Annotated in this window: 12 protein-coding genes; 5 read left to right on the top strand and 7 right to left on the bottom strand. The window is 67.1% G+C overall.

What is annotated here, in order from left to right:
* The first annotated feature begins 98 nt into the window (after positions 1-98).
* Complete coding sequence (gene acuI, locus AC1RCO_RS26250; RefSeq protein ID WP_011060738.1) at positions 99-1,082, top strand: acrylyl-CoA reductase (NADPH); 984 nt, start codon at positions 99-101, stop codon at positions 1,080-1,082.
* A 133-nt stretch (positions 1,083-1,215) separates the two neighbouring features.
* On the top strand, positions 1,216-2,571 hold the full coding sequence (locus tag AC1RCO_RS26245; RefSeq protein ID WP_492618191.1) for an MATE family efflux transporter: 1,356 nt from the start codon (positions 1,216-1,218) through the stop codon (positions 2,569-2,571).
* Positions 2,572-2,580: 9 nt separating this feature from the next.
* On the opposite strand, the gene AC1RCO_RS26240 is transcribed toward AC1RCO_RS26245, so the two are convergent.
* Both AC1RCO_RS26240 and AC1RCO_RS26235 read right to left on the bottom strand, forming a co-directional pair.
* Positions 2,581-2,910, bottom strand: coding sequence for a DUF2834 domain-containing protein (locus tag AC1RCO_RS26240; RefSeq protein ID WP_011060740.1), 330 nt, complete (start codon positions 2,908-2,910; stop codon positions 2,581-2,583).
* Between the two features lie 14 nt (positions 2,911-2,924).
* Positions 2,925-3,326: a DUF6713 family protein gene (locus AC1RCO_RS26235; RefSeq protein ID WP_410919032.1), complete on the bottom strand. Its 402-nt coding sequence runs from the start codon at positions 3,324-3,326 to the stop codon at positions 2,925-2,927.
* Positions 3,327-3,470: 144 nt separating this feature from the next.
* Here AC1RCO_RS26235 and AC1RCO_RS26230 point away from each other — a divergent pair, with 144 nt between their 5' ends.
* Both AC1RCO_RS26230 and AC1RCO_RS26225 read left to right on the top strand, forming a co-directional pair.
* Positions 3,471-3,923: a GNAT family N-acetyltransferase gene (locus AC1RCO_RS26230; RefSeq protein ID WP_492618190.1), complete on the top strand. Its 453-nt coding sequence runs from the start codon at positions 3,471-3,473 to the stop codon at positions 3,921-3,923.
* Positions 3,924-3,959: 36 nt separating this feature from the next.
* Positions 3,960-4,781 carry a helix-turn-helix domain-containing protein gene (locus AC1RCO_RS26225; RefSeq protein ID WP_445496236.1) on the top strand — a complete coding sequence of 274 codons (822 nt, stop codon included), beginning with the start codon at positions 3,960-3,962 and terminating at the stop codon, positions 4,779-4,781.
* On the opposite strand, the gene AC1RCO_RS26220 is transcribed toward AC1RCO_RS26225, so the two are convergent.
* Both AC1RCO_RS26220 and AC1RCO_RS26215 read right to left on the bottom strand, forming a co-directional pair.
* On the bottom strand, positions 4,778-5,518 hold the full coding sequence (locus tag AC1RCO_RS26220) for a TetR/AcrR family transcriptional regulator (RefSeq protein WP_492618189.1): 741 nt from the start codon (positions 5,516-5,518) through the stop codon (positions 4,778-4,780). The genes AC1RCO_RS26225 and AC1RCO_RS26220 overlap by 4 nt on opposite strands.
* A gap of 152 nt (positions 5,519-5,670) precedes the next feature.
* On the bottom strand, positions 5,671-6,045 hold the full coding sequence (locus AC1RCO_RS26215) for a DUF2784 domain-containing protein (protein ID WP_011060745.1): 375 nt from the start codon (positions 6,043-6,045) through the stop codon (positions 5,671-5,673).
* A gap of 217 nt (positions 6,046-6,262) precedes the next feature.
* On the opposite strand from AC1RCO_RS26215, the gene AC1RCO_RS26210 reads away from it, so the two are divergent.
* Positions 6,263-7,279 carry a hypothetical protein gene (locus AC1RCO_RS26210; RefSeq protein ID WP_492618188.1) on the top strand — a complete coding sequence of 339 codons (1,017 nt, stop codon included), beginning with the start codon at positions 6,263-6,265 and terminating at the stop codon, positions 7,277-7,279.
* Positions 7,280-7,294: 15 nt separating this feature from the next.
* Here the strand turns inward: AC1RCO_RS26210 and AC1RCO_RS26205 are convergent, their stop codons facing one another.
* The 3 genes from AC1RCO_RS26205 to AC1RCO_RS26195 form a co-directional block, all read right to left on the bottom strand.
* Entirely contained in the window at positions 7,295-9,058 is a 1,764-nt protein-coding gene (locus AC1RCO_RS26205) for an FAD-dependent oxidoreductase (RefSeq protein WP_015635200.1), read from the bottom strand.
* Positions 9,059-9,417: 359 nt separating this feature from the next.
* Positions 9,418-10,791, bottom strand: coding sequence for a nucleotide 5'-monophosphate nucleosidase PpnN (gene ppnN / locus AC1RCO_RS26200; protein WP_011060748.1), 1,374 nt, complete (start codon positions 10,789-10,791; stop codon positions 9,418-9,420).
* Between the two features lie 225 nt (positions 10,792-11,016).
* Complete coding sequence (locus AC1RCO_RS26195) at positions 11,017-11,682, bottom strand: suppressor of fused domain protein (RefSeq protein ID WP_065363752.1); 666 nt, start codon at positions 11,680-11,682, stop codon at positions 11,017-11,019.
* Positions 11,683-11,715 lie beyond the last annotated feature (33 nt).

Here is an 11,715-nt window from a genome sequence, read left to right as displayed (position 1 = left end):
CTCATGGACGCCTTGCAGAGGCTTGCGTAGGATGGCGCGTTCGCGCTCTACGCCGTTGCAGCCAGCGCTGCAGCCTCCCTTGCCAACAGGAGTCCATGATGTTCAAGGCCATTGTGATCGACAAAGACACTGCAGGTTATCGCGCCCATCTGCGCGAGCTGGAGGAGGCGCAACTGCCTGAGGGCGATGTCACGGTGCGGGTGGCCTACAGCACCCTGAACTACAAGGACGGCCTGGCAATCACCGGCAAGAGCCCGGTGGTGCGGCAGTTTCCCATGGTCCCCGGTATCGACTTGGCAGGCACCGTCGAAGCCAGCAGCCATCCGCGCTTTCGCCCGGGTGAGCAGGTGCTGCTCAATGGCTGGGGCGTGGGCGAGAGCCACTGGGGCGGGCTGGCGCAGAAGGCCCGGTTGCAGGGCGACTGGCTGATCCACCTGCCTGAAGCCTTCAGCGCGCGCCAGGCCATGGCCATCGGCACCGCCGGCTACACCGCCATGCTCTGCCTGATCGCCCTGGAGCGCAGCGGCCTGACCCCCGAACACGGCGAGGTGCTGGTCACCGGTGCCAGCGGCGGGGTCGGCAGTTTTGCCATTAGCCTGCTGTCGCGCCTGGGCTACTCGGTGATCGCCGCCACCGGGCGTCCGGAGGAGGCCGACTACCTCAAGGCGCTGGGCGCCAGCCGCATCATCGAGCGCGCCGAGCTGTCCCAGCCGGGGCGTCCGCTGGCCAAGGAACGCTGGGCGGCGGCCATCGACTCGGTGGGCAGCCATACGCTGGCCAACGTCTGTGCCGGCACCGCCGCCGATGGCCTGGTGGCCGCCTGCGGGTTGGCCCAGGGCATGGATTTCCCGGCCTCGGTGGCGCCCTTCATCCTGCGTGGGGTGAGCCTCTTGGGGATCAACAGCGTGACCCGTCCCTATCACGAGCGGGTGCATGCCTGGGAACGCCTGGCCGCCGAGGTGGACCAGCAGCACCTGCAGCGGATCACCCGCGAAGTGGGCCTGGAAGAGGCCCTGACCGTCGCCCACGAGTTGCTTGAAGGCAAGGTTCGCGGGCGGGTGGTGGTCGACGTCAACCACTGATATAAACCCCGGGCCGCACTGTTGGAACGCCGTGCGCGGCCTGGGTTGCTGCATGTTTCAGGTCCGACGCGAGCCCCGTGCCACGGGGCTTCTTCGCGGCCCTTCGTCCTCTTGATCCGAGGTTGCCTGTTTCATGTCCATTTCCCCTCAGCGCCCCCTCTGGCAGGTGTACCTGGTCTTCCTGCTGCCCATGGTGCTGTCGAATTTCCTGCAGTCGTTTTCCGGCACCCTCAACGGTATCTACATTGGCCAGTTGCTGGGCACCCAGGCGTTGGCGGCGGTGTCGGGGATGTTCCCCATCGTGTTCTTCTTCATTGCCCTGGTGATCGGCCTGGGGGCCGGTGCCTCGGTGCTGATCGGCCAGGCCTGGGGTGCCCGGGAGCTGGATGCGGTGAAGTCGGTGGCCGGCAGTACCCTGATGCTGGGGGCCTTGATCGGCCTGCTGGGGGCGGTGCTGGGCATGCTGTTCGCCCGCCCGGCCCTGCAGGGCCTGGGCACACCGGCGGATGTACTGGACGACGCAGTGGGCTATGCCCGGGTGATGATGCTGATCATGCCGCTGCTGCTGGTGTTCGTGCTCTACACCCAGTTGCTGCGGGGTGTCAGCGATACCCTGTCGCCCCTGCTGGCCTTGATGGTCTCGACCCTGGCGGGGCTGCTGCTGACCCCGGCGTTGATCCGTGGCTGGCTGGGCCTGCCGCCCATGGGTATCCAGAGTGCGGCCTTCGCCGGGCTGGCGGGAAATATCCTGGCCATGGGGTTTCTGGTCTGGCGCCTGAGTGGCCGCGACCACCCCCTGGCCCCGGACGGGGCGCTGTTAGCGGCGCTGCGGCTGAACCGGGCGATACTCGGCAAGGTGCTGCGCATCGGCCTGCCCACCGGGGTGCAGATGGTGGTCATCTCGCTCTCCGAGCTGGTGATCCTGGCCCTGGTCAACCGCCACGGTTCCCAGGCCACGGCGGCCTATGGCGCGGTGACCCAGATCGTCAACTACGTGCAGTTCCCGGCGCTGTCGATCGCTATCACCGCTTCGATCCTCGGCGCCCAGGCCATCGGCGCCGGGCGCCTGGAGCGCATCACCCCGATCCTGCGTACCGGGCTTGCGATCAACCTGTGCCTCACCGGCGCCCTGGTGCTGCTCGGCTACCTGATTTCCCACTGGCTGCTGGGCCTGTTCATCATCGACCCGGCAGCCCTGGTGCAGGCCCAGCACCTGCTGCACATCATGCTCTGGAGCATCCTGGTGTTCGGTTTCCAGGCGGTGGTCGGCGGCATCATGCGCGCCAGCGGCACGGTGCTGGTGCCGGTGGCGATCTCGATCTTCTGCATCCTCGGGGTGCAGGTGCCGGCGGCCTATGTGCTGGACGCACATTTCGGCCTGCAAGGGGTGTGGATGGCGTTCCCGGTGGCCTACCTGACCATGCTGGTGCTGCAGGTCTGCTACTTCAAGCTGGTGTGGCGCCACAAGGAGATCCAGCGCCTGATCTGAGGCCCGCGCTCAAGCGCCGCCGGCCAGTGGCTGCCGGGGCGGGCGCAGGTCGCGAACCACCAGGTACAGCAAGGGCCCGATGGAGACGAAGACCGCCGTCAGCAGCAGATAGGGCAGCACCGAACGCCAGGAGCGCCCACGGGCGCGGGCGTCTCCCAGCATCCACGCAGCTGCCAGCAGCGCCATCAGGTACAGGTCGATCACCACTTGTGCGGTGTCCGGGCGCGACAGCAGTTGCAGGCCGAATTGCAGCAGCGACTGTTCGGCCTGGAACAGGCAGTACAGGGTGTAGGCACTGAAGCCCAGTAGAGCCAGCAGGGCGGGGTAAGGGTGGCGCATGGCGCAGTCCTCGATCAGGGATGGGCAGGGTGTACGGCGCGGCGGTTGCGGGTGGCCAGGCCCAGCAGCAGATACAGCAGGCCGGCTGCGCCACAGCCAAAGATCAGGCTTTGCGACAGCAGGGAGTCGAACAGGTACAGCGGGTCGTCGCGCAGGCGTTGATGCAACCCGGCATGCACCAGGGCGAGCGCCGCCAGCCACTGGCGGGCAAGCTCGCGCACGCGACGGCGCCGATGGCCGCACAGCTGGACCAGCCCGGCACACAGGGGGACGTGTAGGGCAATGAACAGGTGCTGCCCGAGCATGGGGTCGAGGTTGCGCAGGCCATACAGCAGGCGCCATTCACGCTGCGCCACGGCATCCAGCTCATGGCCGGCGAACAGCCCGATGCAGAGTCGCCAGAGTGTGTTTTTCACGGTGAAAATCCTTGAACAAGCGGGAATGAACAGGCTAAGTGGCAAGCCTGTTGTCACTCAATGACCCCCCAGGTCATAGACAGCGGGGCGCTTCAGGCTGTCAGCTGGGGCGGTGCGACTTTCACTTTCAAGGATTGAACAGCGATGACTTCCAACCAGCAGGCTCCCGGCGCAGGCCGGGTGATCCGCGTGGCCGGGCCCGATGATGTGCCGGCCATGCTCGAGTGCGACACCTATGCCCAGGCCCACGCCAGCCGGGGCGATGCCGTACGCGTGGCGGTGGGCCGTGGCCAGGGTTGGGTGGAGGTGGCGGCCGGCCGGGTCGCCGGCTACCTGCTGCTGAACCATGACTTCTTCGACCATGGCTTCGTGTCCCTGGTGGTGGTGGCTCCGGGGCAGCAACGCCAGGGCGTGGCCCGGCGCTTGCTCGACGCCGCCGAGCAGGCCTGTCGCACGCCCCGGCTGTTCATCTCCACCAACCAGTCGAACCTGTCGGCCCGGGGCCTGATTGCCAAGGCCGGTTTCCAGCCCAGTGGGGTGATCGAGAACCTCGACGAGCAGGACCCCGAGCTGATCTTCTGTAAGCGTGTGGGCTGAGCCGGGATGCCTGTGCCCGACAGCGGTCGCGCCGCCATGCCCTGCACCCTTGAAGCTCCCCGCGCCGGGCCCTTGCCGGTGGGCGCACAGTTGCGCCAGTTACGGCGCCAGGCGCGCTTGAGCCAGTTGGACCTGGCGTTGCAGGCGGGGATTTCCCAGCGCCACCTGAGCTGCGTCGAGACCGGTCGCGCCCAGCCCAGCCCGGCCTTGCTGGATGCGCTGCTGACCACCCTGGACACCCCCTTGCCCCAGCGCAACCGGGTGTTCCTCGCCGCGGGCTATGCGCCGCGCTACGCCGCCTTGCCCCTGGCCGACCCCGGCCTGGCGCCGGTGCGCGCAGCGCTGATGCACCTGCTCAAGGCCAACAACCCGGCGCCAGCGATCGTCATCGACAGTGGCTGGCAAGTGCTGGCGGCCAATCAGGCTACCGCGGCGCTGTTCCAACTGCTGGGGTTGTCGCAACACGCCATGGAACAGGGCTTCAACCTGTTGACGGCCCTGCTGGAGCCCGGTGGTTTCGGTGACTGCCTGATCAATGCCGAGGAGGTGCGCCAGGTGGCCTGGCAGCGGGCCTCCCGGGAGGCCATGGGCGATCCCGGCTTGGCGGCGCTACTGGCCGGCCTGCCGTTCCCCGGAGAGTCGCCGGCGACCCCGAGCCCGGCCGAGCCGTTGCTGCTGACCCGGGTGCGCGGGCCCGGGGGCGAGCTGCGTTTTCTGTCCACCTTCACCACCTTCGGCATGCCCCAGGACATTACCGTGGCGTCGCTGCGCATCGAACACCTGATTCCCGCTGACGAGCCGACCTGGCAGGCCCTGACCCTGGCTTGCGAACGCGTGGGCGAACTCGAACCGGGTTAGATCGCCAGGGCCCGGGCCGGCAGCCCCTGGGCGCTCGCCAGCGCCGGCAGTGCCCCGGCGAGCACCATGCGGGTCAGGGTGGCCGCGACGCTCTGGAAGTCCCTGCTGGAGGGCTGGGCTACGCCGCTCATCAGGGCGATCTGCCAGCCCAGGGTGGGGTAGGTCTGGGTCGCCGCTCCTATGAACAGCAGCAGGTGCTCCGGGGTAATGGCGCGGATCAGGCCACGTTCGGCCCAATTGCGCAGGCAAGCGATTTCACTGCGGTTCTGCGCCTCCAGGCTTTCACGCCAGGCCTCTGGCAACTGCTGCGCGCCGTGCAGCAACTCGCTGCAGAGAATCTTCGAACGCAGGGGGAAATCCTCGACGATCTGCATCCGCGCCTCGATGTAGGCCTGCAACGCCTGCGCCGGATCGGCCTCCGGGCGCAGCAGCCGCGACGCCTGGTGCAAGGGTTCCAGCAGGGGCTGCAGGACTTCGGCGTAGAGGTTTTCCTTGGTGTGGAAGTAGTAGTACAGGTTGGCCTTGGGCACCCCGGCGCGCAGCGCGATATCCAGGGTCTGGCAGGCACTGAAGCCCTTGGCGGCGAACTCGTTGCGGGCGGCATCGAGGATCAGTTGCCGATGCCGCAGGCGCGAGCGGCGTTCCTGGCGGGCTGGCGCTGGCACCCGGGGCGCTGCCGAGTCGGCCTCAAGCGCCTGCGAGGGCAGGCAAAACGGGGTGGATGAGGGGCAGTGCATGGGCAAATCTCGGGGGTGTGAAATCGCAATATACAAAAGTATATAGCGAAACACCTGCCTCAGGCGTCGGCGCTGCTGTCTCGGCTGTTTCATAGAGGGGCGAACAGAGGAGGCAAGGCTGGAACGGTGCGCCGTTCCGGCTGGCGGCAGGCTCAGGCGCGGCGCTTGCGCAGCCAGCGTCGTGCCAGGTAGCCATAGACCCAGAGGTTGATCAGCAGCACCAGGCTGCCCAGCCACAGCTGAATGCCCGGGGTCAGCCCGGCGGGGTAGATCAGCGGGATCAGGTAATGCTCGATGAAGCCGGCGCCGTAGCCGTCCTGGCCGGCGGCGTGGCGCAGCAGGTTTTCCCAGCGGGTCAGCGGGCACTCCAGGTGCAGCACTTCCACTGCCACGCCCCAGGCCGCAGCGGGCAGGTGCAGCAGCATCAGCCGCGGGTGGCGCAGCACCAGCAGGCCGCCCAGCAGCACGAAGACGATAAAGGACAGGTGAAACAGCACCAGGCTGTCGGCGGCAATACGGTAGAGCATGGGGGTTCCTTGTAGGGGGCAGATCCGTGGCGCAGGCGCCGGGGCGCAATATACCGAGGGCCGGTAGGCGGTGGCAGTGTTTCTTCGTGGTGCAGGAAAAAAGCCCGGCTCGCAATCGATCGGGCCCGCCTTTGCGCTACCTATACTGCTGGAACGCCAGGGCGACCTGTCGAGCCTGGCGCGGCCTTTGCGGGAGGTACATGCCTTGCGGCCAACGATGCTCTGCTGCCGCCACGGGGTCCTGGTGCTGATGCTGGTGCTCGCCGGCTGCGCCCATCGGGTTCCCGAGCCGGTGGCCGCGATGCCGGTCAGCCCGGCCACCTGGCGCCAGGTCAACCATGAACTGCTGGAAGCCTCCCGCAGCGCCACTGAACAGGCCGAGGTCTATGCCCAGGGCTCCATGGAGCACTGGCGGACCCGGGTCTACCAGCAGACCGAGGAAAACTTCATTCCCTGGTTCAGCGGCTACTGGACCCAGGAATGGCTGTCGCTCAAGGTCGGCTGGTATTCCCTGAACGATAAAGGCGACGCCGGGCAAGCTTCCCGGCGCCTGGCGGCCTACTTGCAGGAGCAGTACCAGGAACGGGTGCTGGCACCGGTGGCGCTGGAAGTCGATGCCGATGCGATCACCGGCGAGGCCATGGAGTTCTATGTTCAGTTGCTGCGCCAGCAACTGGCGCAGATCCGCAGCCGTTACCCACTGCCGGCACCGCAACTGGAACTCCATCTGGACCAGCTGCTGGCCATCGACCTGGGGCCGGCCCCCGAGCAGCGCGCCTCCTTGAACCAGTTGATACGGGCCGAGCCCATTGCCCGCTTGCCCGCCTATGGGCCTTTGCTGCAGCAGATCCATGGCTCCCCGACCGGCGAACAGGGAGCGCCGGCCCCGGGGGTGTCCCAGGTGGCGCAGGTGACCAGTGACAAGCTCCAGGCCCAGTTCGCCAGCCGCAGTGTGGCCGGTGCGGTGGCGGCGGCGGTGGGGCGGGTGGCCGGCGCGCTGATTTCGGTGGGAGTGGCCGGGGTCCGGGCTCTGGTCCAGGACCATGACCGGGAAGACCTGCAGGCCCAGACCCGACGGGACCTGGGCGCGGCCTTCGATCAGGCCTGGGCCAGGCAGTTGCATGACCCCGAGCATGGGGTCATGGCCGGGGTGTATTACCTCGGCCAGCAGCTCGAACGCCAGTTGCAGGCGCCGCTGGTCAATGAGGACGCCGGCGATGGCCGGGGCCCCTGAGCCCGTCCCGGCGGTTCAGCCGCGGGTGGCCTCGGCACCAGGATCCAGCGGCACTTCGTAGTCACTTACCCCGGCCGCATGGCGCCCGGCGATGTAGCCGAAGGTCATGGCCGGCCCCAGGTTGATACCGCCGGAGGGATAAAAGCCGCCCATCACGCTGGCCATGTCGGTGCCTGCGGCATACAGCCCGGGGATCGCCGTGCCGTGCGAATCCAGCACCTGGGCCTGGGCATTGGTCTTGAGCCCGGCAAAGGTGCCGAAGCTGCCGGGCAGCACTTTCACCGCATAGAACGGCCCCTGTTCGATGGGCGCCACGCAGGGGTTGGGCCCGGGATACAGGGCGTCGCCCTGCTTGCGATTGTAGGGCGTCGAGCCGCGGCCGAACTCGGGGTCCTGGCCGTTGCGGGCATGCTGGTTGAATGCCTGCACCGTGGCCGCAAGGCCCTGGGGGTCGATGCCGCACTGGCTGGCCAGGGCCTGGATGGAGTCGGCCCGTACCAGGTAGCCGCTGCGCACCAGCGGCCCCACCGGCAGGGGGAAGGGCCGGGCATAACCCAGGCCGTAACGGCGCTGGAAGCGGTGGTCGCAGATCAGCCAGGACGCCACTTCCTCGCCCGCGGGAACCGCCTCCAGCATGGCCGCGGTGTAGTCGTAGTAGCCGTCCGCCTCGTTGACGAAACGCTTGCCGTTGGCCAGCACGCCGATCAGCCCGGGTTTGGCCCGGTCGATGATGTGGGGAAAGTGGCCGATGCTGCCGTCGGCATGCCGCACCCGAGAGACGGGGGCCCAGGCCACCGGGCTGGCAAGGTCCGTGGCCAGCACGGCACCGGCCTGTTCGCCGAGGCGGATGCCGTCGCCGCAGCAACTGCGCGGCGGCAGGGCCAGGTGCTCGTCCGGCCCCGGGGCGCGGGGAAACAACGCCTGGCGGCGGGGCAGGTCATTGGCGAAGCCGCCGGCGGCCAGCAGCACTCCACGTCGGGCGCGGATTTCCCGCGGCCCCTCAGGCGTGTCCACCAGGGCGCCCTGCACCCCCTGGCTATCGCGCAGCAGCGAGCGGGCCGGGGTGGACTCCAGCAGGTTGACCCCCAGGTCCTCGGCGGACTTGCCCAGCCGGCCGATCAGCGCCACGCCGTTGACCAGGTGCATGGCCCGGCCGTGTAGCGCCAGGTCCCGCAGGTGGCGGGCAAAGCGCCCGGCCACATGCAGCAGCGACCTGAAGGAACGGGTCATGCTGAGAAAGGCCCCCAGGTCGGCCCCGGCCATGATCGGCATGCCCAGGAACGAGGTTTCCCGCAGGGTCTTGCGCAGCCGTTTGAGCAGTGGGCCGATGGCCCGGGCGTCATACGGCGCGGCGATCACCTGATGGCCCTCGATCCCGGCCCCGGGCACCTGGCCGTGGATATCCGGGATGCCATTGCCGTCGACGAATTGCAGGGCCGTGTGCTGTTCGAAGAAGGCCACCATCTGCGGCCCGTTATCCAGAAAGGCGTCGATGCGTGCGGCATCGTAGCGCTCCCCCAGCTCATGCTTGAGGTAGGTGCGCGGTTGCTGCGGGTTTTCATGGATGCCGGCGCGACGTGCCAGGGGATTGCCCGGCACCCACATCCAGCCGCCGGACCAGGCGCTGGCACCGCCGAAAGTGGAATCCTTTTCCACAACTATCACCTTCAGGCCATGCCACGCGGCGGTCACCGCACAGGCCAGGCCGGCGGCGCCGGAGCCGATCACCAGCAAATCACAATCCAGGGGCAGGAGGGTTGCAGCGGGAACGTCGCTCACAATGACAGGGCCTTTTTTTGAATTATGATAAAAATGGAATCAAGTTCCATTAATTTGAAAAACTATTTCATACTGCCTGGGAAGCTGTCAAACCGCGAGGAGGACCAGGTAGGCTCATTGGTGCAGGGGAGCAGAAGGTGCTTTTAGCTACGGGGGCACCTTCAGGAGGGGCTGCCGGAAGGGCAGGAAGGCGATATCGCTCAGGTGGGAAAGTCAGAGTGGCCAGCAGGCCTCTTTGTGCTGCTCAAGGACGCAAGGCCGCTGCACAGAGGCGCTTGCGCTGCGGGTGGATGCCGGGCAAAAAAACGCCGCGTTCCCAGGCAGCGAACGCGGCGTTGTTCAAGGCGGCAGGGCAGGGCTCAGTTGACCACGCGGTAGCACGGTACGTAGGCGGCGCCGCCGGGCAGCTTCATGCGGTGCTGCTCGACGAAGGCTTTGAGCAACTGGTCCAGGGGCTGCATGATCGCCGGGTCGCCGTGGATGCTGTACGGGCCTTTCTGCTCGATCAGGCGAATGCCCTGGTCCTTGACGTTGCCGGCGACGATGCCGGAGAACGCACGACGCAGGTTGGCCGCCAGTTCGTGGGGCGCCAGGGCATGGCTCAGTTGCAGGTTGGCCATGTTCTCGTGGGTCGGATCGAAGGGACGTTGCAGGCTCTCGTCGATCTTCAGCAGCCAGTTGAAGTGGAAGGCGTCGTTGCGTTCGCGGCGGAACTGCTTGACGGTCTTGAGCCCCTCGGTCATCTGCCGCGCCACTTCCGGCGGGTTGTCGATGATGATCTGGTAGTGCTGGCGCGCCGCTTCGCCCAGGGTTGCCAGGACGAAGGCGTTGAGCTGCTCTAGGTAGGGCGCCGCGCTCTTGGGGCCGGTGAGGATCACCGGGAAGGGCAGGTCGCGGTTGTCCGGGTGCATCAGGATGCCCAGCAGGTAGAGGAACTCCTCCGCGGTGCCGGCGCCGCCGGGGAAGATGATGATGCCGTGGCCGACGCGCACGAAGGCTTCCAGGCGCTTCTCGATGTCCGGCAGGATCACCAGCTCGTTGACGATGGGGTTCGGCGCCTCGGCGGCGATGATCCCCGGCTCGGTCAGGCCCAGGTAGCGGCCGCCGCTCATGCGCTGTTTGGCGTGGGCGATGGTGGCGCCCTTCATCGGGCCCTTCATCACGCCCGGGCCGCAGCCGGTGCAGATGTCCAGCTTGCGCAGGCCCAGCTCGTGGCCGACCTTCTTGGTGTATTTGTATTCTTCGGTATTGATCGAGTGGCCGCCCCAGCACACCACCATCTTGGGCTCCACGCCGGGGCGCAGGGTGCGGGCGTTGCGCAGCAGGTGGAAGACGTAGTCGGTGATGCCCTGGGAGCTGTCCAGGTCAATGCGCTGGCTGTCCAGTTCGTTCTCGGTGTAGACGATGTCGCGCAGGGCGCTGAAGAGCATTTCCCGGGTGCTGGCGATCATCTCGCCATCAACGAAGGCATCGGCCGGCGCGTTCAGCAGTTCCAGGCGCACGCCGCGATCCTGCTGGTGAATGCGCACTTCGAAATCGTGGTAGGCGTCGAGGATGGTCTTGGCGTTGTCGACGTGGGCGCCAGTATTGAGGATGGCCAGGGCGCACTGGCGGAACAGGGTATAGATGCTGCCGGAACCGGCGGCGCTGAGCTGTTGCACTTCACGTTGCGAGAGGGTCTCCAGGCTGCCTTTCGGGCTCACCGAAGCATTGATCACTTGTCTTTGCGGCATTCATCCATTTCCTGAAAGCGTCGCCACCGCACCATGCGCGGCCAGTGGCGAAAAAATAGCGGGGCAGTGAACAGAGCCACCGGTACGGGGCTTGGTTTCCAGCGGCAGGGCAAGAAAGCAAACGTCGTCGCGAGATTGTTCGCTGCTTGAATCTACCTCATGCGGGCCCGGCGTGGCGGGAAAAATGACGATCCGCCCTGGTCGTGGCGGATTTTTCACCGGCCTTCAGCACAGGCTGGCTCGGGTCGGGTCCAGCACCGGCGCTGCCCCGGCCAGGGCCAGGCGCTCCATCAGGGCCGGGTAGCCCTCGGCCTGGCCCCAGGCGTGTTCGGCCAGGGTCAGGCCGATGATCTGCAGAAATCCGAAGCGCCCGCTCAGCAGTTGCCGGGGGCCGGCAAAACCCGGCGCGGGGATGAACAGCAGTGCCTGCAACAGGCTGTCGCCGCCATTGATCGGCTCGCCGGTACGCATGCGGTCCCATTCGCCCAACGGCGGCTGCTCGCCAAAACGGCCGGCGGCCAGCAGCAATTGGTAGGCGCAGAAATTGCGTAACAGGCGCAGGGCCCAGGGTGACTGTTCGCGGGTTTCCAGCAGCAGTTCGTGGCCCATGCCGGATTCGCCATCGGCATCGGGCCGGGCATCTTCCCAGGCATTGGACAGGCCCGAAGTGACGTACAGCCAACTGCTGCGCCTGGCATTGGGCGGTGATTCGAAGACCCCGTGGGTGAGCCAGCGCGGATCGACGTCGTGCTGGCCAAAGACCTGGCTGAACAGCGCCATGTCCAGGGGATAGATGCCCGGGCCCAGTGCGCCGAACAGCGCCGGGTAGATCTGTTCTTCACGTTGCGCCCAGGCGGCTTCGAGCCATGAAGAGTCGGGGGATTGCGGCATGTGAAAGCGTCCTTGAACAGAAGCGGCGGCCCG

The organism is Pseudomonas sp. GW823-FHT03E05 (assembly GCF_058796855.1).
The sequence above is the reverse complement of the archived record's forward strand: the minus strand, read 5'-3'. Positions and strand labels throughout refer to the sequence as shown.

Bases quoted from the DNA above. Each gene is read 5' to 3' on its own strand.
- acuI (WP_011060738.1), top strand. From the start codon at position 99: ATGTTCAAGGCCATTGTGATCGACAAAGACACTGCAGGTTATCGCGCC.
- AC1RCO_RS26245 (WP_492618191.1), top strand. From the start codon at position 1,216: ATGTCCATTTCCCCTCAGCGCCCCCTCTGGCAGGTGTACCTGGTCTTC.
- AC1RCO_RS26240 (WP_011060740.1), bottom strand. From the start codon at position 2,910: ATGCGCCACCCTTACCCCGCCCTGCTGGCTCTACTGGGCTTCAGTGCC.
- AC1RCO_RS26230 (WP_492618190.1), top strand. From the start codon at position 3,471: ATGACTTCCAACCAGCAGGCTCCCGGCGCAGGCCGGGTGATCCGCGTG.
- AC1RCO_RS26225 (WP_445496236.1), top strand. From the start codon at position 3,960: ATGCCCTGCACCCTTGAAGCTCCCCGCGCCGGGCCCTTGCCGGTGGGC.
- AC1RCO_RS26220 (WP_492618189.1), bottom strand. From the start codon at position 5,518: ATGCACTGCCCCTCATCCACCCCGTTTTGCCTGCCCTCGCAGGCGCTT.
- AC1RCO_RS26215 (WP_011060745.1), bottom strand. From the start codon at position 6,045: ATGCTCTACCGTATTGCCGCCGACAGCCTGGTGCTGTTTCACCTGTCC.
- AC1RCO_RS26210 (WP_492618188.1), top strand. From the start codon at position 6,263: ATGCTCTGCTGCCGCCACGGGGTCCTGGTGCTGATGCTGGTGCTCGCC.
- ppnN (WP_011060748.1), bottom strand. From the start codon at position 10,791: ATGCCGCAAAGACAAGTGATCAATGCTTCGGTGAGCCCGAAAGGCAGC.
- AC1RCO_RS26195 (WP_065363752.1), bottom strand. From the start codon at position 11,682: ATGCCGCAATCCCCCGACTCTTCATGGCTCGAAGCCGCCTGGGCGCAA.